The organism is Acinetobacter sp. YH12208 (genome assembly GCF_013418055.1).
GTDB classification, from domain to species: Bacteria; Pseudomonadota; Gammaproteobacteria; order Pseudomonadales; family Moraxellaceae; genus Acinetobacter; species Acinetobacter pseudolwoffii.
The window spans coordinates 102,699-129,185 of record NZ_VPCT01000005.1 but is presented as its reverse complement, the minus strand read 5'-3'; the positions used below and the strand labels follow the sequence as shown (position 1 = coordinate 129,185).

General features: G+C 46.2%; 21 protein-coding genes. 10 read left to right on the top strand and 11 right to left on the bottom strand.

Annotation, left to right across the window (positions count from 1 at the left end; all coding sequences use genetic code 11):
• Positions 1 to 5 precede the first annotated feature (5 nt).
• Together FTU95_RS06940 and FTU95_RS06935 are read right to left on the bottom strand one after the other, a co-directional pair.
• The gene (locus FTU95_RS06940) at positions 6 to 1,712 is read right to left on the bottom strand and encodes a cation acetate symporter (protein WP_180077983.1); all 1,707 of its coding nucleotides are present in this window, start codon (positions 1,710 to 1,712) and stop codon (positions 6 to 8) included.
• A 1-nt stretch (position 1,713) separates the two neighbouring features.
• Positions 1,714 to 2,046, bottom strand: coding sequence for a DUF485 domain-containing protein (locus FTU95_RS06935; protein ID WP_159516474.1), 333 nt, complete (start codon positions 2,044 to 2,046; stop codon positions 1,714 to 1,716).
• A 181-nt stretch (positions 2,047 to 2,227) separates the two neighbouring features.
• On the opposite strand from FTU95_RS06935, the gene FTU95_RS06930 reads away from it, so the two are divergent.
• A complete protein-coding gene (locus FTU95_RS06930; RefSeq protein WP_100356969.1) occupies positions 2,228 to 5,719 on the top strand; it encodes a PAS domain-containing hybrid sensor histidine kinase/response regulator in 3,492 nt (1,163 codons plus the stop codon).
• A gap of 410 nt (positions 5,720 to 6,129) precedes the next feature.
• Positions 6,130 to 6,891 carry a hypothetical protein gene (locus FTU95_RS06925; RefSeq protein WP_005173201.1) on the top strand — a complete coding sequence of 254 codons (762 nt, stop codon included), beginning with the start codon at positions 6,130 to 6,132 and terminating at the stop codon, positions 6,889 to 6,891.
• Between the two features lie 78 nt (positions 6,892 to 6,969).
• Here FTU95_RS06925 and FTU95_RS06920 read toward each other — a convergent pair whose 3' ends face one another.
• On the bottom strand, positions 6,970 to 7,620 hold the full coding sequence (locus FTU95_RS06920) for a response regulator transcription factor (protein WP_004281370.1): 651 nt from the start codon (positions 7,618 to 7,620) through the stop codon (positions 6,970 to 6,972).
• Between the two features lie 377 nt (positions 7,621 to 7,997).
• On the opposite strand from FTU95_RS06920, the gene msuE reads away from it, so the two are divergent.
• From msuE to FTU95_RS06900, 4 genes are all read left to right on the top strand, one after another.
• The gene (msuE, locus tag FTU95_RS06915) at positions 7,998 to 8,732 is read left to right on the top strand and encodes an FMN reductase (protein WP_180077981.1); all 735 of its coding nucleotides are present in this window, start codon (positions 7,998 to 8,000) and stop codon (positions 8,730 to 8,732) included.
• Positions 8,733 to 8,761: 29 nt separating this feature from the next.
• Positions 8,762 to 9,874: a dimethylsulfone monooxygenase SfnG gene (gene sfnG / locus FTU95_RS06910; RefSeq protein WP_180041153.1), complete on the top strand. Its 1,113-nt coding sequence runs from the start codon at positions 8,762 to 8,764 to the stop codon at positions 9,872 to 9,874.
• 181 nt (positions 9,875 to 10,055) lie between these two features.
• Positions 10,056 to 10,676 (top strand): riboflavin synthase subunit alpha, encoded by a 621-nt coding sequence (locus FTU95_RS06905; RefSeq protein WP_100329499.1) that lies wholly within the window; start codon positions 10,056 to 10,058, stop codon positions 10,674 to 10,676.
• Between the two features lie 120 nt (positions 10,677 to 10,796).
• Complete coding sequence (locus FTU95_RS06900) at positions 10,797 to 12,212, top strand: deoxyribodipyrimidine photo-lyase (RefSeq protein WP_180077979.1); 1,416 nt, start codon at positions 10,797 to 10,799, stop codon at positions 12,210 to 12,212.
• Positions 12,213 to 12,277: 65 nt separating this feature from the next.
• On the opposite strand, the gene FTU95_RS06895 is transcribed toward FTU95_RS06900, so the two are convergent.
• Positions 12,278 to 13,459, bottom strand: coding sequence for an acyl-CoA dehydrogenase family protein (locus FTU95_RS06895; protein WP_159138378.1), 1,182 nt, complete (start codon positions 13,457 to 13,459; stop codon positions 12,278 to 12,280).
• A 138-nt stretch (positions 13,460 to 13,597) separates the two neighbouring features.
• Positions 13,598 to 15,544: an acetate--CoA ligase gene (acs, locus tag FTU95_RS06890; RefSeq protein WP_074383876.1), complete on the bottom strand. Its 1,947-nt coding sequence runs from the start codon at positions 15,542 to 15,544 to the stop codon at positions 13,598 to 13,600.
• A 273-nt stretch (positions 15,545 to 15,817) separates the two neighbouring features.
• On the opposite strand from acs, the gene FTU95_RS06885 reads away from it, so the two are divergent.
• Entirely contained in the window at positions 15,818 to 16,396 is a 579-nt protein-coding gene (locus FTU95_RS06885) for a DUF805 domain-containing protein (protein ID WP_180077977.1), read from the top strand.
• A gap of 107 nt (positions 16,397 to 16,503) precedes the next feature.
• Positions 16,504 to 17,484, top strand: a complete 981-nt coding sequence (locus FTU95_RS06880) for a mechanosensitive ion channel family protein (protein WP_180077975.1) — start codon at positions 16,504 to 16,506, stop codon at positions 17,482 to 17,484.
• Here the strand turns inward: FTU95_RS06880 and FTU95_RS06875 are convergent.
• The 5 genes from FTU95_RS06875 to prfB form a co-directional block, all read right to left on the bottom strand.
• On the bottom strand, positions 17,458 to 18,171 hold the full coding sequence (locus FTU95_RS06875) for a 16S rRNA (uracil(1498)-N(3))-methyltransferase (RefSeq protein ID WP_074383873.1): 714 nt from the start codon (positions 18,169 to 18,171) through the stop codon (positions 17,458 to 17,460). The two genes, FTU95_RS06880 and FTU95_RS06875, sit on opposite strands and share 27 nt — an antisense overlap.
• Before the next feature lie 251 nt (positions 18,172 to 18,422).
• Positions 18,423 to 19,703, bottom strand: coding sequence for a 3-deoxy-D-manno-octulosonic acid transferase (locus tag FTU95_RS06870; RefSeq protein ID WP_180077973.1), 1,281 nt, complete (start codon positions 19,701 to 19,703; stop codon positions 18,423 to 18,425).
• Positions 19,704 to 19,782: 79 nt separating this feature from the next.
• Positions 19,783 to 20,868: an alkene reductase gene (locus FTU95_RS06865; RefSeq protein WP_180077972.1), complete on the bottom strand. Its 1,086-nt coding sequence runs from the start codon at positions 20,866 to 20,868 to the stop codon at positions 19,783 to 19,785.
• Positions 20,869 to 20,888: 20 nt separating this feature from the next.
• Positions 20,889 to 21,188, bottom strand: a complete 300-nt coding sequence (locus FTU95_RS06860; RefSeq protein WP_180077970.1) for a helix-turn-helix transcriptional regulator — start codon at positions 21,186 to 21,188, stop codon at positions 20,889 to 20,891.
• Positions 21,189 to 21,334: 146 nt separating this feature from the next.
• Positions 21,335 to 22,430 (bottom strand): peptide chain release factor 2 gene (gene prfB / locus FTU95_RS06855; protein ID WP_100329506.1). Its coding sequence is split into 2 segments (ribosomal slippage): positions 21,335 to 22,357 and positions 22,359 to 22,430, totalling 1,095 coding nucleotides; the frame shifts between segments, so codons are not numbered across the junction.
• A 504-nt stretch (positions 22,431 to 22,934) separates the two neighbouring features.
• On the opposite strand from prfB, the gene FTU95_RS06850 reads away from it, so the two are divergent.
• Positions 22,935 to 23,714 (top strand): putative porin, encoded by a 780-nt coding sequence (locus tag FTU95_RS06850; RefSeq protein ID WP_005095060.1) that lies wholly within the window; start codon positions 22,935 to 22,937, stop codon positions 23,712 to 23,714.
• Between the two features lie 177 nt (positions 23,715 to 23,891).
• Positions 23,892 to 24,728, top strand: a complete 837-nt coding sequence (locus FTU95_RS06845; RefSeq protein WP_180077968.1) for a putative porin — start codon at positions 23,892 to 23,894, stop codon at positions 24,726 to 24,728.
• A 51-nt stretch (positions 24,729 to 24,779) separates the two neighbouring features.
• On the opposite strand, the gene recJ is transcribed toward FTU95_RS06845, so the two are convergent.
• Positions 24,780 to 26,480, bottom strand: a complete 1,701-nt coding sequence (gene recJ / locus FTU95_RS06840; RefSeq protein ID WP_180078043.1) for a single-stranded-DNA-specific exonuclease RecJ — start codon at positions 26,478 to 26,480, stop codon at positions 24,780 to 24,782.
• Between the last annotated feature and the right edge of the window lie 7 nt (positions 26,481 to 26,487).

The window sequence follows — 26,487 nt, the reverse complement described above, 5'->3', positions numbered from 1 at the left end:
AAATCTTAGTGATCTGATGCTCCTGAGATACCGATACCGGTTTGTGAACGTACAAACTGAGCATCAAAGGCTTTGCGTTCTGCTTGAGCCTGTGCTGAATTATCTGTCACAGAGAACAACCAGCAGCAAAGGAATGACAATGGCATCGCAAAAATTGCAGGACCATTGAACGGGTTCACTGGCGTATCAGAAATACCCAAAGTATCGACCCATACTGCTTTAGACAGCACAATCAAGGTTACTGCGGTTACCAGACCTGCAACACCACCAATCACGGCACCACGTGTCGTCAAGCCTTTCCAGAACATAGACAATACCAGTACCGGGAAGTTGGCACATGCCGCAACCGAGAATGCCAGACCGACCATGAAGGCTACGTTTTGTTTCTCGAACAGAATCCCGAGAATCATCGCGAAGATCGCAAGACCTAAAGTTGCAATTTTAGACATACGTAGTTCAGATTCAGGCGTGGTTTGGCCTTTCTTCAAGACGTTGGCATACAAGTCATGCGAAATTGCTGAAGCACCTGACAGGGTCAAACCAGCAACGACTGCAAGAATCGTGGCAAATGCAACTGCAGAAATGAAGCCCATGAACAGGTCACCGCCCACTGCATCAGACAGGTGCACCGCCGCCATGTTATTACCACCGACCAGCTCCAGCTTGCCAGTCACTGCCATTTTCGCAACATCAAGGAATTGCGGGTTGTTCGATACATACAGAATCGCACCGAAACCAATGATGAAGGTGAGCAGGTAGAAATAACCAATAAAACCTGTCGCAACTACGACTGATTTACGCGCTTCTTTAGCATCTTTTACCGTGAAGAAACGCATTAAAATATGTGGAAGACCTGCTGTACCAAACATCAATGCCAGACCTAAAGAAATCGCATCAATCGGATTAGACGCCAGACTACCCGGACCCATGATCTTGGTGGCATCTGTCAGGCTTAAATCATGTACTTTTGAGTAGACACCAATTGCCTGTTCAAACATGTTGGTAAAGCTGAAGCCCACGCCTTTCATGACCATGAATGCCATAAAGGTCGCACCAGACAGCAACATTACCGCCTTGATGATCTGTACCCAGGTGGTTGCCAACATACCGCCGAAAATTACGTAGGCCATCATCAACAAGCCAACGATCACGACTGCAATGTTATAGTTCAGACCGAATAGAAGTTTGATCAGCTGACCTGCACCCACCATCTGTGCAATCAGGTAGAACGCCACCACAACCAGTGAACTTAAAGCAGCCAAGGTACGTACCGGTTTTTCCTGCAAGCGGAAAGATACTACGTCTGACAGGTTATATTTACCCAGGTTACGCAGACGTTCTGCCACCAGGAACAATACGATCGGCCAACCGACCATAAAGCCCAGTGAATACAGCAAGCCATCAAAGCCTGACAGGAACACCATCGCGGAAATACCCAGGAATGATGCTGCTGACATATAGTCACCGGCAATGGCCAGGCCATTCTGGAAACCAGAAATACCGCCACCGGCCGTATAGAAATCTGTGGTGCTGGTGGTTTGTTTCGCTGCCCATTTGGTAATAAGCAATGTTGCCCCAACAAAAATCACAAACATGATAATTGCAGGCCAGTTGGTTGGTTGCTGTTCTGCTGCACCCAAGTCAGGACCAGCGAAAGCCATACCTGAAGCCATAAGGGTGGTCGCCAGGGCAATAAGAGAATTCCATTTCATCTTAACGTGGTCCTTTTTCATGAGCGATTGCTTCAACTTCACGGATTGCTTCTTCGGTCAATTGATCCAGTTTGTTATTGGCAATGTAGGAATACACGCCACACAAAATGAATGACAAAACAATGATGCCCAGACCGAGTGGAATACCCCACGTGGTCACACCACCTGAAAGTGAAGACAATAGAAACTCTTTGTTATAGCCGACCAAAAGCATGAAGCCGACATAAACGAATAACATGATTGCCGTAAGCGTCCAGCTAAGACGACTTTTCTTGGCAACCATTTCTTTGAATTTTGGATTTTGTAGAATGCGATCTACTTGTACCTCATCCATAATTACTCTCCTGAAGCCCAACCTTGGGCCGACTATTTTTAATTCGAATTATCACTATTACAACTTAACAAGAATCCTATGTTATTGTAATTTAGACTTTGGTCGTTAAAAAATGACCAATTTAAACTGCAGCGTTCATGATGCGCTATCATAGCGGCATGCTCAGCACACATCAGGCTATATGAACAGTTGGCTCATCATAGGGGTACTTGCCCTCTATATCGCATTGCTCTTTATCTGCGCTTTTTACGGGGAAAAACATGCCAGCCGGCTGAGTACCCGTGGGCGCATGCTATTGTTTAGTTTAACTTTAGGGGTGTACTGTTCATCCTGGACCTTTTATGGCGCTACCGGCGCTGCAGTACGGGAAGGCATTATTTTCCTGCCGATCTATCTTGGCCCGCTGTTATTCGTTGCCGTCGGTTATGATATCTGGCGCCGATTAGGACGGGTACGACAGCATCATGCGATTTCCTCAATCGCGGACTTTGTCGCGGCGCGCTATGGTAAAAGTGGCCCGCTGGCATCGCTGGTCACCATTCTGGCTGTGGTCGCGATTGTGCCTTATCTGGCTTTACAGCTACGCGCCATTGCCCTGAGTGCCGCAGTCATTCTGGAACCATCTGCCGGAATTGCCAACACCACCAATGGGGTGCTGTTTTTGACCGGTGTACTGGCCATTCTGGCGATGATCTTTGGCACCCGGCAGATTGCCAATACTGAACAGCATGGCGGTCTGATGCTGGCCGTGGCCTTTGAATCCTTTGTCAAGCTCTTTGCCCTGCTGGCAGTCGCCTGTTTCTTTATGTTTGAAGCACCAGGAAATATGGCACAGATCAGCACAGATATCAGTACCACCTTCCGTGATGTCCAGCTGTTTGGGGTTCCGCAAAGTTTCTGGGTTCAGACCTTGCTGGCAGCCCTGGCAGTTATCTGCCTGCCACGCCAGTTCCATGTGGCAGTGGTGGAGCTGCGTGATGAAAAACATATCCGCGGTGCACGGCGCTGGTTTGCGGTTTATCTGATTCTGACCACGCTGGCGATTATTCCGATTGCCAGCTGGGCATTGCATGCGGCGCCGCAATATCTGGCAATTCCAGATGTGGCGGTCCTGTCCTTACCCCTCAGCTATAATCAGGACTGGCTCACTTTATTGGCATTCTTGGGCGGCTTTTCCGCATCTACCGGGATGCTGCTGGTGTCTTCTGTGGCACTTTCCATCATGCTCAGTAATGATCTGATTATGCCAGCGCTATGGCGTTTGAAACTGATTTCCCGACATGATAAACGCTTGCCGCTGGTACTGAAATTTACCCGCCGGATCTGTATTCTGGGCGTGATGTTAATGGGCTTCCTGTTCTTCAACTTCTTTAATGATATTGATCAGCTTTCTGTTTTTGGCCTGTTGGCCTTTAGTGCGGTAGCACAATTCGCCCCTGCCCTGATCGGCGGCCTGTACTGGCGCGGTGGTAGTAAGCAGGGCGTATATGTGGGTCTGTTGACCGGTTTTGCCTTGTGGTCCTATACCCTGCTGTTTCCCACCATTCTGCGCAGCCTGCCAGAAGCCTATCACCGCTTTAGCCAAAGTCTGCTCACTAACGGCCCTTTTGGCTGGAACTGGTTACGTCCTGAAGCACTGATCGGTTTCGAATCGTTTGATCCGCTGACGCATGGGGTGGTCTGGGCACTGGGCCTGAATACAATCCTATATATTTGGGTTTCGCGGATTTTTCGTCCGAGTATTGCCGAACAGATTCAGGCTGAAAGTTTCTTCTATTATGAAACCAAGCCACTGCCATCGCAGAGTCCCTCAACTGAAGTCAGTTATTCGCATCAGGATGTGGCCCGTTTAAAAGTTGGCGATCTGATTACCCTGGCCAAACGGATTACCGGTGAAGGACCGACCACACGCGCTTTTCAGCAATTTTGCACCCAAAACAGTGTCGAACTGAATGAAAACAGCAGCGCCAATGGCATGTGGTGGCGTTTTACCGAACAATATCTGGCCGGCACCATCGGGGCAGCTTCGGCCCGTACCCTGCTGACCACGGCCATGGTCAATAATGGTCTGGCCTTGGGTCAGGTCGCCAATATTCTCGATCAGGCCTCGCAATGGCAACGTTTTAACCAGAATCTGATCATGACCATGATTGATCACATGACCCAAGGGGTCAGCGTAGTCGATGAAAACATGTGTCTGGTGGCCTGGAACAATCAGTATTTAAAACTGTTCGATTATCCGACCGATATTGTCTATGTCGGCTGTCCAATCGCGGATCTGATCCGTTATAACGCCGAGCGTGGTGAATGTGGACCAGGTTCGGTCGAAGAACATGTCCGCAAGCGGATTCACTGGATGCAGGTCGGCAGTGCCCATGAATTTGAACGGATTCGTAAAGATGGCCGGGTCATTCAGATGCGTGGTAATCCGATCGAAGGGGGTGGTTTCGTTACCACTTTCGCCGATATTACTGCCTTCCGTGAAAATGAAGCCGTCTTGGAAGCCCGGGTTCAGGATCGTACTCAACAGCTGGCCGATGCCTTGTCCGAACAGCAACTGGCGCGTGAACAGGCCGACAAAGCCAATATGTCGAAAAGCCGCTTTATTGCCGCCGCCAGTCATGACCTGTTGCAGCCGATGCATGCGGCGCGTCTGTTCAGTACTGCCTTGGAACAAAGTGTACAGAATGACGAAGACCGCAAGACCTTGCAGCAACTGGATCGTGCCTTGCATGGCGCAGAAAGCATGCTGTCTGCGCTACTGGATATTGCCCGACTGGAAGGCGGTACCATTCAGCCGAAACGTCAGGCCTATCCGCTACATGACCTGCTCAGTGATCTGGAACTGCAGTTTAAATCCATTGCGGCACAACGTGGCATTCAATTCAGTGTGCATGATGCGCAGTTCTGGATTGATACCGATCCACAATGGATTCGCCGGATTATCCAGAACTTTGTCAGTAATGCGCTGCGTTATACCGCCAAAGGTAAAGTGATGGTCGGTGTCTTACGCTCCAGTACCAAACCGAATCATATCCGCATTGGCGTCTGGGATACCGGACCGGGGATTGCCGAAGAACAACGTATCAAGCTGTTTCAGGAGTTTGAACGTTGCGGCCATACCTCTCCATGGGGTGAACAGGGCCTTGGACTGGGTCTGGCCATCGTGCAACGCATGACCAGCATGCTGGATTATCCTGTGCATGTGTATTCGGCGCTGGGCAAAGGCTCCTGTTTTATGATTGAAGTGCCTGTCATTGCAGCACCCAAAGTCGTCGATGCACCTGTTCAGGCCGTACCACTAAAAACCAAGGCGTTTAAAATCCTGTGTCTGGATAATGATGAAACCATTCTGGAAGGGATGGCGACCTTGTTGAGCAAATGGGGTTATCAAGTCTTTAAAGCCACCGAACCAGAGCAGGCATTGAGGCTGATTCAGCAGGAAAATATTCAGGTCTGGCTGGTCGATCAGCATCTCAATCAGAACAAGATCGGTTTAGACTTTATTCTGGAACAGCGCCGCAATGATGTTCCGGTGGCGCTGATTACTGCCGATTCCGATCCGGAATTGCCACAGCGCCTGAAAGAGCTGAATATTGTATTGCTGAAAAAACCACTGAAACCTGCATCCTTACGATCATGGTTATCCGGACTGAAAATTTCTGATTCCTAAGATTGTATTGCATTCATGAATGCCCATTTTAAAGCTTAAAATGGGCATTTTTTATACTCAACTGCCACAGAAAATCACCTAGCTTGCATAAAATTTATTCTAATGTGCTAAAAGCAGCAAATATGCCGAAAATACAGCCGAATAAATTGACCAAAATGTTCATTTTCTAATTCACCATGGCAAAAAATGACCAATCTGTACCTGTACAGCAGTACACTTATTTACAATTAATTATCTATTTGTTTTAACTCATAATTAAAGGGTAATTTTCCAGCACTATAACTTTAGTCGTATTTTTTATCAGCTATGCTTGGCTCTAAAAATAGAGGAATAAGAAACGATCAGTTTCCATCTCATACATGCCTTGATTGTTTAGGTAGCTGATCTTTCTGCATATCGGAGTTCTTCACATGAACATAGATCAAAACCATGGCCTGAATCAGGCCCAGCAGTTCCACCGTCAATATGGCGCCAATGCCTTATTGCCAAGCATTGACTGGGCACAGATCTTTAAATACAGCAAGCTGAATGATGCCCAGTATCAGGCGCTGGAAACGCTGTATCAGAGTGCAGTCCCGCTGGCACTGCAAGTTTTTGATGAATTACATTTTGATGTCTTTGAACCTTATGCTTACAAGCCGCAAGGACTGGGTCTGTTTGAACGGATTGCCGAGCAGGAAGACAAACTGCTTCAGTCTTTAGAAGCTGAAACGGCGGATCTTCCGGTGCAAACTCGTCATCAGATCTGGAGCATGTTGCTGCGTGGTGGTGCCGTCCTGGTGTTTAAGGCCTGGCTGGGTAAAGTCAAAAACGAAGATAATTGTCTGGATACTAGCCAGTTTGACGAGCTGTCTGATTTACTATTTATCAAAACCTGCCCGCATGAGCTGGCGCAGCGTTTACATGTCGATCCGAACACGCGCGATGATCACATCTTCCTGATGTATGACAATGAAGTCTATCTGGACCGTTTTAACAGTCTGGAAACGGCTGCACTCTTTGTCGATCTGGGCGTTTATGATGCGACTTTCCTGAGCCTGCGAGATGATCGCGTGGCAGAATATCTGAAATCCAAGGGTTATGTCACCGAAGATCAGATCGATGAATTGCAATGTGCTTTAAATCCGTTATTCTGCGATGATTTCACCCGCAAGCAGGATTATATTGCTTAATATGCATGCTTTTTCACTGAATTATTCAGATAAAAAAAGACCTCCAAGGAGGCCTTTTTCCATGCGGATATACAGAACTTACATTTTCCGGTCTTCAATATTCAGTGCATTAATGGCCAATACCGCTTGTGTCCGGTTTTGTACGCCAAGCTTACGGAAAATTGCAGTCACATGCGCTTTAATGGTCGCTTCTGACACGTCCAGTTCATAAGCAATCTGCTTATTCAGCAAGCCTTCGGCCACCATCATCAATACCCGGAACTGTTGTGGGGTCAAAGACTGGATCCGTTCCGCCAAAGCCGTTTCATCGGCAGCACGCGGGTCAAAGTTCATGTTGGCTGGCAGATTTGGCGGTAACCAGATCTCGCCTTCCAGCACTTCGCGAATCGCTTCACCAATATGGCTTGGATGGGCAGATTTTGGAATATAGCCCATGGCACCATGCGCAATGGCACGCTGGATAATACTGACTTCTTCATGCGCAGACACGACAATGATCGGCAGCGACGGATATTGCGCGCGGACGTGTACCAAGGCAGAAAAACCTGATGCGCCTGGCAAATTTAAATCCAGCAGCACAAGATCAGGCTCGGGGCCATTTTCTAGACGTTCATAAAATTCATTGACTGCCGCAGTTTCATGAATCTGGGCTTGTGGCAGGCTATAACGTACAGCCTGAATCAAGGCATGACGAAATAGTGGATGATCATCAACGATTAAAATATTCATAGGCAACGTGAGAGAGATCTTGGCACGGTAGACCCTATTCTAACCACACAACCCGGTTAAGGATATGCAAGACTCTACAATTTTTAAAATAATATGCAGTTTTTCTTCAAAATCACCATTTTTCGCGGTATTTCAATAATTATTTAATTCTCATCACTTTTTTATATATAACGTATTCCTAAATTAAAAAGCTTAGCTATATTCAATATAAATCTACATATCAAAAACTTATATTAAAATTAATGCTTATAAACCAGGCTTTTTTCATATATCGAAAAATCAGATAACTTTTCAGCTTTTCGTTATTTTACAGCCCGGCACTGAATCGGGATTAATAAGGACATTCCGAGATTACTCCTATTTTTCAGGTTCTAAACATGTCTAATTTTAATGCGCAAAAACCCTTAAATATTGTTGCCGTATCGGGTGGTTTAAATCATCCGTCTAAAACTGAAGCCTTGGTTCAGGCCATTATTGATGAACTGGGTGAAGCGACACCAATTCATGTACATTTTATTAAATTTAGTGAAATTGGTTCGCTCTTGGGTGGTGCGATTTATCGTAATCAATTACCGCAGCGCGTTCAGGATGATCTGGCCGCCGTCGAAGCTGCAGATGCGCTGATTGTTGGTACACCCGTATATCGCGCTTCATTTACCGGCTTGTTTAAACATTTCTTTGATTTTGTCGAGCAGACTGCACTGGTCGATGTACCGGTACTTTTAGCAGCTTCAGGTGGTAGTGACCGACATGCGCTGGTGCTCGAACATCAATTACGTCCATTATTCAGCTTCTTCCAGGCTCAGACTTTACCGATTGGCGTGTATGCGACTGATCGTGATTTCACTCCTGAATATACCATTCACAGTGAATTGCTCCGCGATCGTATTACCCTGGCAGTAGCACGTGCCCTGCCTATTCTAGAATGGGCACCGGCCAAAGGACAACGTGCCGAAGTCATTAAATCAAAAACCCAACAGGCCAACCAGAACTTGAGCATCAATAAACAAATCGAACAAGAAGAAGTGTTGCCCTCTGCGGCTGTACCAAGTCTGGATGCAGCAGAATCCCGCTTGCACAGTAAAAAATCAGCGCAAACGCAAGTTGCTTGATCAGCGATTTTCACTTCGAGGGTTGAAATATGTCACAACAGCAAATACAGCAAGACATCAAATTTGCGTATTGGGTTCCGAATGTCAGTGGCGGTTTTGTCGTCAGTACCATCGAACAGCGTACCGACTGGAGCTATGAATATAACGTGCGTCTGGCACAAGCAGCAGAAAAAAGCGGTTTTGAATATGGTCTGACCCAGATTCGTTTTGCGTCAAGCTATGGTGCAGAAAACCAGCATGAATCTGTCAGCTTCAGTCATGCCTTGCTCGCACAAACCAGCAAGATCAAGTTAATTGCAGCAATTTTACCCGGGCCGTGGAAACCTGCGCTTGCGGCAAAACAATTGGCCAGCATTAACCAGCTCAGCAATGGCCGGATTGCGATTAACGTGGTCAGTGGCTGGTTCCGGGGCGAGTTTGATGCGATTGGTGAAGCATGGCCAGAGCATGACCAGCGTTATGCCCGTTCAGAAGAGTTTATTCGCAGTTTGCGCGGAATCTGGAATACGGATCACTTTAATTTTGATGGCAAGTTCTATCAATTTAAAGACTATACCTTACGCCCACAACCGCTCCCGGATAAACCGGTCGAGATTTTTCAGGGTGGCAGTTCACGTGCGGCGCGCGATATGGCTTCACGTGTTTCAGACTGGTATTTCACCAATGGCAACACCCCTGAAGAGCTGAAAAAACAGATTGATGATATTCGCGAAAAAGCCCGGGCCAATAATCACACTGTAAAAATTGGGGTCAATGCCTTTATCATCGCACGTGATACTGAAGAACAAGCCAAAGCGGTGTTACAGGAAATTATTGATAAGGCCAATATCAAAGCAGTGAAAAATTTTGCTGAAGCGACACGTGAAGCCGGTGCCTCGACAACTGAAGGCGAAGGCAACTGGGCAAAATCAAGTTTTGAAGATTTAGTCCAGTATAACGACGGTTTCAAGACCAATTTAATTGGCACACCGCAGCAAATTGCTGAACGTATTGTAGTTTTAAAAAATATTGGAGTCGATCTGGTGCTTTCCGGTTTCTTGCACTGTGTTGAAGAAGTCGAATATTTTGGAGAAAAGGTGTTGCCATTGGTGCGTGAGCTAGAAGTACAACAACAGCAGGTTGTGCAGGCTAAATCCGCTTAAATCTAAGTGGTGCTTATGCCCAAATATTATAATAATGACGGCACATTGCAAATTTTCCCCTCAAGGCTCGGCTTGAGGGGTTTTTTATCCGGACAGAAACCAAGCAGTCCAGTAAAGCGCTAGCCGGATTTAGCTTTCCTGCCTACAATGGGATGCAATTGCAAGAATAGACGTTTTAACTATGTATACCGGTATTGTCCAAGGCCTGGAACAGGTCATCGAGATTCGCAAAGGCGATGGTTTTATTACCCTGTTGGTCAGTGATCAGCACGGCTTTTTTGCAGATGTGTTTATTGGCGCCAGTGTGGCAGTAAATGGTGTCTGTCTCACGGTGACCACGATTGACCGGGCGCAGAAACAGATTCATTTTGATATTTCCAATGTCACCTTGGCGCTTACCACCTTGAAAGCCTTAAAAATTGGTGATGAAGTGAATATTGAACGCTCTGCCAAAGTCGGTGCAGAAAACGGTGGACATAATCTGTATGGCCATATTGAAGGCAGGGCTAAGGTCATCCAGATTGAAGCTCGCGGTGAAACCCTGCATATCGATTTACAGATTCCAGAGGGTAATATCAAGTACTTCTTCCTAAAAGGCTTTATCGGGCTAAATGGCTGCAGCCTGACCGTGAACCGTGTCGATCGTGCCCACAGTGAAATTTCGATTGACCTGATTCCAGAAACCTTGCGTCTGACCACCTGGAAGCACATCCAGGTGGGCGATACAGTGAATTATGAAATTGACCAGATGACCCGTACTTTGGTGGATACTCTGGAAAATATTTATCAAGCCAAAGCTTAATGGTATAAAGAGACTGGTACGTGCAAAAATCAGTCTCCTATCATATTAATATTTTAATACTATTCCATCGGTAGCAGATTGCCTAAAATGCAGGCTAACTCCCTGATTTAAGAAAGTACCATGCATCTGATCTGGTTTCGCCAAGACCTTCGAATTCAAGACCATGCCGCTTTGTGGCATGCCACTCAACAAGGCCCCTGTGTGGCTTTGGTGGTGCTTTCTCCTGAGCAATGGCAGTTACATCAAGATGCGCCGATCAAAATCGATTTTTATCTGCGACGGCTACAGGTTTTCAAACAGCAACTAGAACAACTGAATATTCCTTTAATTGTGCGAGAAGTCGGCTTGTGGCGTAATCTTGCTGATGAGATGTTAGCACTCTGCCAAAACTTGCAGATTGATAGTGTGCATGCACATATTGAAGTTGGGGTCAATGAACTACAGCGTGATTTCAAGGTTCAGCAACGACTAGAACAGCAGCAGATTCGGGTCGAGCTGTATCATGATCGCACCCTCTTTCCATTGGCGAGTATCCGCAATCAGTCCAATCAACCCTATCAAGTCTATAGTGCCTTTAAGAAAAAATGCTATGAGCGGCTGATTCTCGATGTGCCTTCTGCTTATCCTGTGATTGCGTCTCAGGACTTGCTCGAATTGCCTGCAGAGCTGACACATTTTGATCTGGAAAAGTTTGCGGGTCGCTATTCAATAGAAAATTCTGAAAAACTTTGGCCCGTAGATGAAACTCATGCCCTACAGATGCTGGATGATTTTATCGAAGACCGCTTAAGCAGCTATCAAACAGATCGTGATATTCCAGCGCTTAATGGCACCAGTCAACTCTCGCCTTATTTAAATATCGGCATTCTCTCGATCCGCCAGTGCATTCAGGCGCTGTTTAAACAACATCATGGCTATTTCCAGATCGATGATCTCGGTCAACAAACCTGGCTGGATGAACTGCTGTGGCGTGAGTTTTATCAGCATACCCTGTTCGATTTTCCCCGCGTTTCCAGACATCGCCCGTTTAAAGAAAATACCGATAAAATCCAGTGGCGGCATGCACCTGAAGATTTGGCAGCCTGGCAACAGGGCCAAACCGGGATCCCGATTGTAGATGCCGGGATGCGGCAGCTACTGGCCACCGGCTGGATGCATAATCGGGTGCGCATGATTACCGCAATGTTCCTGTGCAAAAACCTGCTGATCGATTGGCGTTTGGGAGAAAGCTGGTTCATGCAGCAGCTGATTGATGGTGATCTGGCAGCCAATAATGGCGGATGGCAATGGTGTGCTTCGACGGGTATGGATGCGGTGCCTTATTTCCGGATTTTCAATCCGGTCAGCCAGTCACAGAAGTTCGACCCGAATGGGGATTATATCCGTCAGTGGGTGCCTGAACTGGCGCATCTGGATGCCAAAAGCATTCATGAACCCTACGCCAAAAACCCTGACCGTGAACTGGACTATCCAAAACCGCTTGTGGATTTAAAATCTTCCCGTGTCCGGGCAATCAAGGCTTTTAAGCAGCTTTAAAAAAGACCCGTCATCTTAAAAAGAATAAAACAGCTTCTCATATAGAGGCTGTTTTAATATTCAAATCAGGAATAAAAACTTGGATCAGGCACTTTTCCGGTCAGCACCCATTCCCCCACTTCCTGATATTTATAATCCACCGGATCATGCAAGGTTTGAGTCCGAACATTACGCCAGAACCGGTCCAGATTCAGTTGCACAGTCGTTGCCCGTGCGCCCATGACCTGAAAAATATTCTGGGTAATATATAAAGAGCTATTGGTCGCGGCAATTTTGGCGGTGGCAATCGCAATCGAGACGTCACCACGCTGCTCGGCAGTCAGATCAGGGCCGATATTCCAAGCTTTCTGCAAGGTCTGAATGGCTTGATCTGCCAATAAACGCACGCTTTCCAGCTGCACATAAAACTCGGCAAAATGCTTTTGGGTAAAAGGATCATTCACTGCATGTTCAGCCAAGGATTTTGACCAGGCTTTTTGGGTTTGTACGGTCTGTTTGGCAACTTCAAAAGCCCCTTCGGCGACACCGAGAAACATATGCACAAATATCAGCTGCGCAATCAATGGACGTAAACTGGAATACGGCGTACTCAGTGGCCCCGGATTGAGCAGCAATTCATCCCGGTGAATGTTGACCTGTTCAAAATGACTGGTGCCGCTGTCAGTCTGGCGCTGACCCATATTGTTCCAGTCGCCTAGAAAGCTCACACCCTGTCGCTGGGTAGGAATCACGCCAATCAGCAATTTTCCTGCTTCGTTATAACCTGAACACAGCAACATATCCGAATCGATCGAACCAGAACAAAAGCTTTTATCACCATGGAAAATATATTCATGCTCTGAGACTTGAGTTGCCGTGGTACGACGATCCAGCGGATTGAGAGTATTGCCCCAGAACAAATTATTTTGCGCAGTCTGTGCAAACCATTTGCCATATTGCTCGGGTTGGGAAAATAGCTGTACGGTGGCAATCAATAAATGATGAAATCCATAAACATGCGCCAGAGAGCTATCGACCTGCGCCAGGGTCTGAATGGTTTTAAAAATTGTCCGCCAGTCTGCACCCTGTCCACCATAGGCAACAGGAATAGACAAGCCGAGCAGACCACTGTTACGGATCAGGTCTCGTTCATGCTTGGGATTACCGCCCTGCTTGTCTCGCACTGCGGCAGTTTGGGCAAATTGTTCTGCCAGTTTCTGGGCAATATCGACAGGAGATTGATCTAAATATGGTGATCGTACATTCATTATTTTAACTCATGTTCAGCATGTGGGCAGCTTAGCAGATCAAGACGTTGCGCTATATTCGAAAGCATGCAGAGCTTATTCCTGATCTAAAAATACCGGCTGCGTGCAGCCGGTATTTTGCTTGTGGACTTTAGCTATTTAACGAGGATTGGCTTGTACTTCTGCAATCAGATGATCCACCACTTGTGGTTCAGCCAATGTCGAGGTATCGCCCAGGCTATCCAGCTCATTGGCTGCAATCTTTCTCAAGATCCGGCGCATGATTTTCCCTGAACGGGTTTTGGGCAAAGCGGGTGCCCAGTACAGTGCATCAGGTGTCGCCACTGGCCCCAAAATCTTGCGCACCCAGCTCACCAGTTCAGCACGCAATTCATCTGAACTGGTCACGTCGGCCTGTAAGGTGACAAAGGCACAAATTCCCTGCCCTTTAATGTCATGCGGCATACCCACCACAGCAGCCTCAGCCACTGCTTCATGCGCCACCAGCGCACTTTCAACTTCAGCTGTGCCTAAACGGTGTCCGGACACATTCAGCACATCATCGACCCGGCCAGTAATCCAGTAATAACCGTCTTTATCGCGACGCGCGCCATCTCCGGTAAAATAAGTACCCGGATAAGTCGAGAAATAGGCTTCGATAAAACGTTCCGGATCACCCCAGATGGTTCGCATCTGGCCCGGCCAGGAATCTTTAATCACCAGATTGCCTTCAGCTTCGCCTTCCAGCTCCTTACCATCCGCATCGACAATCGCAGGTTGTACCCCAAAGAAAGGCCGTGTTGCAGAACCCGGTTTCAAATCAGTCGCGCCTGGCAATGGCGTAATCATAAAACCGCCGGTTTCCGTCTGCCACCAGGTATCAATGACGGGACAGCGACTTTCACCGACCACGGTGTAATACCAGTTCCAGGCTTCAGGATTAATCGGCTCACCCACCGAACCTAGAATTCTCAGGCTGCTGCGGTCACTTTCCCGCACAAAGGCATCACCTTCACGCATCATGGCGCGGATGGCTGTCGGTGCGGTATAGAGAATGGTGACGTTATGCTTATCGACAATGTGTCCGGTACGCGCCCAGCTCGGATACTGCGGAACACCCTCGAACATAAGAGTCGTGGTGCCATTCGACAATGGGCCATACAGCACATAGGAATGTCCGGTAATCCAGCCGACATCTGCGGTACACCAAAAGATATCATCCTGTTTGATGTCAAACACTTCGCGGAAACTGCAATTCACATAAGTCAGATAGCCGCCCGTGGTATGCATCACGCCCTTGGGCTTGCCGGTCGAACCTGAGGTATACAGGATAAATAGCGGATCTTCGGCATTCATCGGTTCCGGTGGGCAAATGTCATTCACCGACATGATTTCCATGTGATACCACAGGTCGCGCCCCTCTTGCATTTCAATCGGGTTGCCGGTGCGATGCACCACTATTACATTTTGAATGGAGTCTGTACCAGCCAGTTTCAGAGCTTCATCAACATTGGCTTTTAGCGGAATCGGTTTCCCGCCACGCATACCGGAATCGGCCGTAATCACCATTTTGGCCTGACAGTCTTCAATCCGGCTGGCCAGAGAATCAGGTGAAAATCCACCAAATACCACGCAATGCACCGCCCCGATGCGTGCGCAGGCCAGCATGGCAATCGCGGCTTCAGAGACCATGGGCATGTACAGCATCACCCGGTCGCCTTTAGCAATGCCATTTTTTTTCAGCACATTGGCGAAACGGCAGGTTTCGTCATGCAACTCGGCAAAAGAAATAATCTTGTGCCGTGAAGGATGATCCCCTTCCCAGATAATGGCCGGCTTATAGGGATGTTCTTTCAGATGACGGTCCAGACAGTTGGCGCTGACATTGAGCTGACCATCAGCAAACCATTCAATTTTAAAATTGTCGGGATCGAAACTGGTATTTTTGACTTGGGTAAAAGGCTTGATCCAGTCCAGACGTTGTGCCTGTTCTGTCCAGAATGCTTCTGGCTGCTCGATGGAATGTTGATAACGTTCGAAATACTGGTCTTCAAGCGTGCGTGCTGTTTTTTTAAAATCTTCGGGTACTGGATAGATCTCTTGCATATGTCACTTCCTTGATTTTGTTCTATCTCATCACGAGAGGTTAATGCTGTGTTGTTGATTGTTTTTTATGCATAATGGCAGTATGGCCTGCTTATTTCGAATCCGGCAATCATGCTTTCGTCGTAGATTATTTATTCAAATTCAAACAAAATAAAGCACAACTTACAGTACAGAATATTCTGCATAACTGTGTATGATCTGTAGCAATGCCCTTTAAAAAATAGAATTTAGCTCTCGCTCTTATTTCATTTTGTTCAGTTCAGGATCATATTTATGAAATCGCCCGAATCTCCCTATTTCACCCCTCCCGCTTTGGCGGCAACGGATCATCCCTTGTCGATAAAAGGCCGTTTCGGGCGTTTGAGTTTTATTGCGTGGTCAGCATTTCTACATTTCATCTTCCTGTTTAGCAGTATTGCACTGGGCTTAAGTATTGATATTGTGAATCTTGCAGTCCATTCAATGGATTCTAACTGGCTACTTTCAATACAAGGTTTGGCCGGTATCGGCGTGCTGATCATGATTCTGGTCTATGCCTATTTCGCTTTAGTGGTGACCGTTCGCCGTTTGCATGACATGAACCGCAGTGGCTGGTGGGCGCTGCTGCTGTTGCTGCCCTTGGTGAACATTTTTGTATGGCTTTATATCGTTTTTGGTTCGGGAGATCGCGGCATAAATGACTACGGCCCTGCGCGGATGACCCTGCTCTGGGAAAAGATGCTGGCCTGGCTGATGATTGTCCTGATACTACTGAGCCTATTTGGATCGCTGGCTTTATTGGGTTATATGAGCGGTGGAGAACAGCCACATATCCCGCCTGAGATCATGCAAAAAACCACACAATATTTTTAACAACTGTCTGCTTATTTTTAGGAAATATCCATTCCTGGCGGATAGCGCTTCTTAATTTTTTGCTCAACATCAGGCAAAATAGGCAAAATTTAAATGATGGAATTTTTGTGGCAGAGCAAAATAATACCTTAAGCCAGGTCACTGAGGGCACCACGGAGTTGTTGCATCAGGCAACTGAAAAAACCACCCAGACCGTGATTGAACATACTGCCAAATACAACGATGCCTATAGCACCATTGACAAGATCATGGAAGGTTTCTGGGAACGTGTGCCTTATTTCTGTATTGCGCTGGTGGTCATTGTCATCTTCTGGCTATTGTCAAAACTGTTTAAGTTTTTTGTGCGCAAAACCTTAGAGAACCGCTCTTATACCCGCCAGAATCTGGTACTGGTCCTGAACCGGGTCGGCAGTACGTTTATTATCTTCTTTGGGATTCTGATTGGACTGGTGATTGCCGTTCCTGGCTTTACTCCGGGTCAGCTGATGAGTGCCCTCGGGATTGGTTCGGTTGCGATCGGTTTTGCCTTCAAGGATATTTTCCAGAACCTGCTTTCTGGTGTGCTGATTCTGCTCAGTGAACCCTTCAAGATTGGCGATGATATTATCGTTAATGGCATGGAAGGCACAGTCGAAGATATCCAGATTCGTGCGACTTTTTTGCGTTCACCGGATGGCCGCCGTATCGTGATTCCCAATGCCACGGTCTATACCAGTGCCGTGACGGTAAACACGGCCTATACCCGCCGTCGCTGTGAGTTTGTAGTGGGCATTGGCTATGAAGATGATATCCAGAAAGCCAAAGACCTGATTACCGCCATTTTAGATAAAGACCCGACCATCCTCAGTCAGCCGGGCTTTAGTGTCAATGTCACGGCGCTGGCTGATTTTTCCATTACCTTAAAAGCGCTCTGGTGGGTCGATACCACTGAGACAGGCACAGGAACCTCAATCAGTGCGGTGCAGGAACGCGTGATTCAGGCATTTGCCGAACATCATATTTCAATTCCTTATCCGGTACAGGAAGTCAAAGTCTATCGCGGCGAAGGCAATGAAGATGCCTCAGCTCGTGCTAAACAGTCGACCTAGAACATAGGGAATCACGGTTTCAGTGCGGAGAATACGGTTGCCCAGACTCACAGCCTGGCAGCCGTTTTTAACCAGTAAATCTACTTCATAAGGAATGAATCCACCTTCCGGGCCGATGATCATCGTACAAGGATGCGGAATCGCAAAAGGCATGGATTGTTCGGCATAAGGATGTGCCACATAAGCGGGTCGGTCAGCCGTAATCAAGTCCGGTAAAATATCTTCAACAAAAGGTTTAAAACGTTTATACAGCTCGATTTTCGGAGCTATTGTATCTCCTGCCTGTTCCAGTCCCAGCTCGATATAATGATTTAACTGCTGTAAAAATGGGGTTTGCCAGTAGCTTTTATCGACGCGATAACTATGCAGTAAAATGATTTTTTCCACGCCCAAGGTGACACTGTCCATGATCAAACGGCGCAGCACTTTCGGCCGTGGCAAGGCCACAATCAGGGTCACCGGTAATTTTTTTGGAACAGCATCCTCTTGAAGCGGTTTTAGTCGCACTGCTTTTTCAGAAATCTCGACAATCTCGGTGAGATAACGCTGACCTTCCAGCACCCCTACTTTTAAGGTATCTCCAACTTGAATCTGCACATGCTGCTGTAAATGTTCCAGTTGACGTTTCGATGAAATCGTCCAGAGATCCGATTGTGTTTGTCGATGGTCAAGCAGGACAATATTCATAGAGGATTTTATACCGAAGAACTGTTGAATGACCTCTATCCGCTAGAGGGTAGCGACATGGATGTCGCGCGTATCCCTGAGGGATAAGGACATCCCTTCAGTGATACAAAAGATTTTTGCTACTTTTCATCTTTGAAAAGTAGGCTAGATAAGCCAGCTTAGAAATATTGAAAAAACTTCAATCCACACAGCCTAACGACGGCATCCTTGCCGTCTTGGTAAATCCAATATCTGTTACTTATCAATATCAATTAAAGATACTGATCAATCACCTGAATATGCTTGGCAAGCGATCCCGTATTTAACTGCATAATTCTCTGCGCTGCTGTATTTAAACGTTGTGCCTTGATTTGATCTTGCAAAAGTTCCAGCAATACCTCTGCCGCCTGCTGCGCATCCTGCACAACTTCTACTGCATCTGCTTGAACGAATTCATCGACAATGGTCTGAAAATTAAAATAGTTTTTGCCTAAAACAGTCGATACATTCAAAGCAATCGGCTCCAGAATATTATGCCCGCCACCCGGCTCATTCAGCGAGCCACCGACATAACAGGCCTGACTCAAAGCATACCAGAGCCACATTTCCCCCATCGAGTCCGCCAGATAAACCTGGGTATCTGCTTCAATGTTCTGGGCCAAACTACGGCGCTGAGTTATTAAATTTAAACTCTGTGCAGCCTGAAACACCTCATCAAAACGTTCCGGATGACGGGGTACGACGATACATAAAAGTTTTGGGTTGCTATCTAAAGCCGATTTTAAAGCGCTTAGAATGTCTTTTTCTTCAGGCGCATGGGTACTGGCCAGTATCATAATTTTGCGACCTGCCAGTTGCCATGCTTGCTTCAAGTTTGCAGCATGTTCTACAAAACTTTGTGGTGCAGTAATATCAAATTTGATATTGCCCAAAACCTGGGTTTTTTCGGCGGTGATCCCCAACTCGATATAACGCTGCTGGGTGGCAGTATCTTGTGCCAAAAGCTGACTTAACTGCTGTAGCATGCTCCGGGTCAGACCTTTAACCCTGGCATAGCCCTTGGCCGACTTTTCCGAAAGACGCGCATTTAACAAAATCGTGGCTACATCAAACTCTGGTGCCTGATCCAGCAGATTCGGCCAAAGCTCGGTTTCCATCAGCAATAACAGTTTTGGCTGATACTGCTGATAAAAATCACGGATCAGTACTTTCTGATCAGCAGGTAAATAGACCGCTTGAAATAAATCCAGATAAGGTGCTTTTAAAAAAAGTGATTTGGCCCGTGCCTGACCTGTTTTGGTGGTATTGGTGACCAGTACCGGATGGCCAAGTTTCAAATAATGCTCGATGAGAGGCTGGGCAGCATTGGTCTCACCCACTGACACCACATGAAACCAGATGGCATGCAGATTTTTGGGCGGCTGAAATGGGCCGAAACGCTCGGTCAGCTCTTGTTGTAATTGTTCAGCATCGCTCGCACGTTTACGAATACGTGATTGATATAAGGGTTTAATCAGAGCTAACGCTGCGTTATACCAAAATGGAGTAGCCAAATGCGCCTCGAAACAGATTCAATCGGCAAAATATAACAGAGCCACATCGACATGTTAATCAATGTGGCCCATTTTTAGATTATTCTACTGTAGTTAAAGCGTCTGCTTCAGCCAAGGTCGGATAATCAATATAACCTTCCGCAACATTGGTACCGATCATATTTTCCAGCTTCAGTTCATTCAGTGGCGCATCTTCGAGCAGGCGCTCGTATAGATCCGGATTGGCAATATAAGCCTTACCAAAAGATACTGCTTCGGCTTTGCCTGAAGCCAGTAATTCAATCGCATCTTCACGGCTCAAACGCATATTGGCAATATACGGCACGCCATTTGAACGCTGTTTCATATCGTCCGAAATACTGTCTTCTGCCAGATATTCACGGGTAAAGAAGAAGGCAATCTGACGTTTGCCCAACTGTTCCATCACATAACCGAATGTTTCACGTGGATCATTGTCACCCATATCATGTTCATCACCACGTGGCGCCAGATGGATACCGACACGGTCTGCACCCCAGACTTCAATCAGTACATCCATGACTTCGAGCAGGAAACGGGCACGGTTTTCAACAGAACCACCATATTCATCTTCACGCTGGTTGGTTTTGGTTTGCAGGAACTGGTCGATCAGGTAACCATTGGCTGCATGCAGCTCGACCCCATCAAAACCGGCTGCTTTGGCATGAATTGCTGCCTGTTTATATTGTTCGGTGATGGCGTGAATTTCTGAAATTTCCAGCGGACGTGGCAACACATAAGGACGTTTTGGACGTAATAAACTCACATGACCTGCTTGCTGTACTGCGCTTGCCGATACTGGCGTTTCACCATTTAACAGTTCAGGATCTGAAACACGGCCCACATGCCAAAGCTGCGCCACGATCAGGCCACCTTTGTCATGTACTGCTTGAGTAACCTGCTGCCAGCCTGCTACCTGAGCATCGGTAAACAGTCCCGGAGTATTGCGGTAACCATTGGCTTCTTCAGAAATCACCGTGGCTTCAGAAATGATCAAACCGGCACTTGCACGCTGTGCATAATATTCGGCCATCATCGGCGTTGGCACCCGGTCATCCGTTGCACGACTACGTGTAAGCGGTGCCATGATGACACGGTTTTTAAGTTCTAACGCGCCTAGCGTTAAAGGAGAATTTAATTCAGCCATCGTTACTCCCACCTGTTGGATTAAAGGTGTTGTTGCATATAGTCGATATATTGCTGAATCAAGGCTTCGTTACGCGAAAAATAAGACCATTGTCCGTGCTTGGTCGCGGTAATCAACCCGGCCTGCTGCAATACAGACAAATGATTGGACATGGTGGACTGAGAGACTTGTCCTAACTTTTCAATCTGCCCTGCACAGACCCCGCGTTGAAAGCCGCCACATTCTTCTGCAGACAGATAATGTTCTGGCGATTTCAACCATTCCAGAATCTGCCGGCGTATCGGATTGGCTAAGGCTTTAAAAATTAGATCAAGGTCCATAGGTACATCACAATCTGTGGCGCAACAAAACTTGTTCAGCATCTGAAATTATTATATCGTATTTTTTCGATTTATATATCGATAATTTTAGATATAAGAGTCACAGTCTGTACAAACTTGGTTACGCCAGCTATTTAAACGACTTCTTACAAGCCCTGTTTCAAGCTTGCTTCGATAAATTTATCCAGATCGCCATCCAGAACCGCGCCGGTATTGGAACTTTCGACACTGGTACGTAAGTCTTTAATACGTGAATCATCCAGAACGTATGAACGAATCTGGCTTCCCCAGCCGATATCAGACTTGGTATCTTCCAGCGCTTTTGCAGCATCATTACGAATTTGCATTTCACGTTCATAAAGTTTGGCGCGTAACTGCTTCCAGGCATGGTCGCGGTTGGCATGCTGTGAACGCTGGTTCTGACAGGCCACTACAATCCCGGTCGGTGCATGCGTTAAACGAACCGCAGAATCCGTTTTGTTAATATGCTGACCACCGGCACCCGATGCACGATAGGTATCGGTACGCACATCTGCCGGATTAATTTCGATCTCAATATTGTCATCGACTTCAGGCGAAACAAACACAGCCGAGAACGAGGTATGACGACGGTTGCCCGAGTCAAATGGCGATTTACGCACTAAACGGTGCACCCCAGATTCTGTACGTAACCAGCCATAGGCATATTCACCGTCTACACGAATCGTCGCTGATTTAAGCCCTGCGACATCGCCGTCCGATTCTTCCATGATTTCTGCTTTAAAGCCATGGCGTTCAATCCAGCGCAGGTACATCCGCATGAGCATCGATGCCCAGTCCTGCGCTTCAGTACCACCCGAACCGGCCTGAATTTCTAAATAACAAGGATTAGGATCCATCGGATTGTTGAACATACGACGGAATTCAAGTTTAGCCAGTTCTTCTTCAGCTGTAGTCAGTTCAGCCTGTACATCTTCCAGTAAGCCTTCATCATCCGCTTCCACTGCCAGATCAAGCAAGGCCTGCGCATCTTCAAGCTGTGTGGTCAAACCATCCAGCACATTTAATACGTTCTCAAGTTCGCCTTTTTCTTTGGCCATTGCCTGGGCACGACTTTGGTCATTCCAGATGGTGGGATCTTCTAATTCACGCAGGACTTCTTCTAAACGCTCTTTTTTCAGATCGTAGTCAAAGATACCCCCGTAGTGTTTGACCACGTTCGTTTAAGTCTTTTAATTGGTTTAGATACGGATTAATTTCCACGTGAATTACTCTCAATCAAAATTAGGCACAAATTATTTAGCCCCATATTATAGCACAGTCTATTTCTGCTATTTCAGTGTGATGGATCCAGTCCAAAGCTCGAATGTCATCCCAATTTAGAGTTATGTTTTCGTCAGAAAATTTTTGACAATTGAATCGGTTATTAAATGTCGTTTTGATCTGAAGCTTGATCGGATTTCGCATCTCGCATTCATTATCAAAATATAGTTTTTCATTTGATTTTATCGTCTAAAAACACCTACCAAACTAAATAAAAAATCAGCAAATTCAATACATTCCACAATATCTACACAGTTTTAATAAAACACTACATTATAAATTTAATTCTATTATTCAGTTACTTATTTAGAAAAGATTACATAAGATTACGCTATTCACATTGCTGTAACTTTCCTTTGATTGACGATCTTTGAAATTGCTCTAGACTGAAAGTTGTAACAAAAAGTGTAATGTTTTTAACTAAAGATTTGAGGGGTAGTAACCATGAAAAAATTAGCGATTGCTTCGGCACTACTTTCAGCAATAGCAATGACAGGTACAGCAGCACATGCTTACCAGGCAGAAATTGGTGCATCAGCAGGCGTATTTGATCCTGATAACGGTGGAACCAGTGGCTCTTTCGGTGTTGATGGTACATATTACTTCAATCCAGTTCAAACACGTAATGCACCATTAGCAGAGGCAGCGTTCCTTGATCGTGCCAGTAACGTAAATGCTCACTATCAATATAATGAGATTGGTGACAGTGAAGCGCATCGTTATGGCGTAGGTGCAGAGTATTTCGTACCGAATTCTGACTTCTACCTCAGCGGTAACGTGAATGGTCATGATCTGCAAGATAATGATGAGATTGATAACGATTTAACTACTTACGGTGTAGAAGTTGGTTATTTACCAGCTCCAGGTCTATTGATTGCGGCGGGTGTAAAAGGTTGGGATAACGACAATGATGATGGTGTAGATCCAACACTTCGCGCCAAATACGTGACTACACTTAGTAATGGTAAAGATATCAACCTGGAAGCAGGTGCAGCTTTTGGTGATCTAGATGAATACAATCTGGCAGCAGATTATTTCATTGACAAAACCTTCAGTGTCGGTGCTGATTATCACAACAATGATATTACGGATCGCAGCGAATTCGGTATCAATGCACGTAAGTTCATTAACCAGCAAGTGAGCCTGGAAGGCCGTGTCGGCTTTGGTGAACAGTTCAACAATGACTATAATACTTTTGGTGTAGCAGCGAAATACCGCTTCTAATCTAAAACCACAGATTAGTCATTTATAAAAAACCCATCCTCGGATGGGTTTTTTTATTGCACTCTTAACCAGCATTTAGGTATTTTTTGCACATTGACTCGGCGAATATAAACTGTACAATTTGTTACAACTGTTAATAATACAGTCATATTTTTATAACAAAGAGAGAAAATCTAAATGTTTAAGAAACTTGCTCTTGCTACAGCACTTCTTGCTAGCCTAGGAACTGCACATGCTTACCAAGCTGAAATCAATGCTGGATATGAAAATACAGATATTGATGGCTTTGGTAACGATGTAGATACTTTTTCTATTGGTGGAAAATATTACTTAAATGCTGTTCAAGTTAAGAACTCTCCACTTGCAGAAGCAGCTTTCCTAAATAAAGCTAGCAATATTGGTTTAGCTTATGCGAATGCAAACACTGAAGATGAAGGCGCTGAACTTGAAATTGATACTGTAGGTATCAATGGCGAATTCTTTATTCCAAATTCTCAATTCTATGTTTCAGGTAGCCTTAATCGTGCAGAGGTTACTATCGAAGGTGAATTTGGCAAAGTATCTGATGACAATACAGGTTATGCAATTGAAGCCGGTTATCTGCCTATTAATGGCTTACTTTTAGCAGCCGGTATTTCTAAAGAAAATATCGATGCAGCTCAAGTTGCTAAAAAGGGGTTCATTAACGCTTATAGCACATCAAGTGCATTGGCAGATGATACAGCTCTTACACTACGTGCTAAATATGTAACTTTAATTGGCAACCACTACGCTAACTTTGAAGCATCCACTGCTTTTGGTGATGAGAATGCGTATGGTGTAGCTGCTGATCTTTATATTGATCCAACTTTAAGCGTGGGCGTATCTATTAACGATGCAACCTTAGAAGATTTTGATACTGTATTCTCAGTACGTGCACAAAAATTCTTTACACCTGTTATTGCTGCTGGTGTGAATTACACAACTACTGATGGTGCTGACTCTTTCGGTATTAACGGTACTTTCCGCTTCTAATCTCTTCGATTAAAAGTCAAAAAACCGCTCACTCGAGCGGTTTTTTATGGCCTATTGTTCTAAATGGATAATCCGCATTTGCAGGCTGACATTGCCATTAAAGACATTTTTATCCAGCTCATACACCAAGCGCGTATCTTTCATCGGATCAAATTCATATTTATCGGCTGCATTGAAGGCGATCGCATCAATCACCTGCCCATTTTCCAAAGCCACGCGTAATTTAAGATGTACATCTTTGAGCCAACGATAGTCCATAATCTTGAAGATCCCTTCAAAAATAGGTGGAGGGAATTTTTGCCCCCACGGACTTAAATGTTGCAGGATATCGACTGTTTCGATCTGGAAAGCCGAAGCGGATAGCTCCCCATCCGTCCATAAAGTCGCAGTGAATAAATCCGCGTCCATCGTAGCAATCAGTGCTTCAAAGACCTGCTTAAATTCAGCAAAATTTTCTTTTTTCAGGGTTAAACCCGCTGCTGCTGCATGCCCGCCAAAATGACTGACTAAATGTGGATATTGCTCCGCCACCTGTTCAATCGCATCACGGATATGAATCCCTTCAATCGAACGCGCCGAACCCTTGATATGTCTCCCATCTTCATCTGCGGCAAAGACAATACTCGGACGATGAAACTGCTCTTTTAAACGCCCCGCCACAATACCAATGACACCTTGATGCCAATGCTGTTCAAACATGATTAATGCAGCCGGCAATTCAGTTTCGTCTAGCTGGATTTTCTCAAGTTCGTTTAAAGCGTCCTGCTTGATTTTAGCTTCGACCTGACGGCGTTCAACATTCAGTTGATTCAGCTGTTCAGCCAATGGATAGGCCGTGGCCAGATCAGGTGCCAATAGACACTCGATCCCGATGTCCATGGTTTCCATCCGTCCGGCTGCATTAATTCGCGGCCCTAAGACAAAACCGAGATCTTGCGCTTTTAGACCTGCCGGATCACGTTTTGCAATATCCAGTAGCGCACTGATCCCTGCGCGGCACTGCCCTTGCTGAATCCGTTTCAGGCCCGCATCGACCAGAATACGGTTGTTATAGTCCAGGCTCGCGACATCGGCATAAGTACCGAGTGCCACCAGATCAAGATAATTGGTAATTACCGTAGAGGATTTTTCAAGTTTCTTGCGATGGGTAGACAGATTGGCCAATACATAAAAAGCTACCCCGACCCCGGCCAGTGCTTTGCTTGGAAAGTCGCAACCCAACTGATTGGGATTGACCACGGCTTCAGCTTCGGGTGTCGGCTTGGTCGTCAGATGGTGATCGGTAATGATCACCTGCATACCATGATCTTGCGCCTGTTTCACTCCTGCATGGCTGGAAATACCATTGTCCACGGTAATCAGCAGATCAGGCGTGAAATTGACGAAAGCCAGATCGGCAATGGCAGCAGTCAGACCATAGCCATACTTAAAACGGTCTGGTACCAGATACTCGACCTTGGCGCCCATATCACGTAGAGCCAGCACCATGAGTGCAGTACTGGTTGCACCATCGGCATCGTAATCGCCGACAATCACGATTTTCTGGCCACGATCAATTGCCTGATCGATCAACTGAATCGCATCCGTCAGGCCTTTCATGGTCGGTGCCAGCAGATGCTTGAGTTTAAGCTCAAGTTCCTGCTCGGACTCCACCCCGCGACGGGCCAGAATTTCAGCCACAAACGCTGGAACACCCTGAAAATTTTCAGGACGGGTCAGAAAGGGGCGCTGTTTGATGTCAAGTTTTGGCATGATTTTT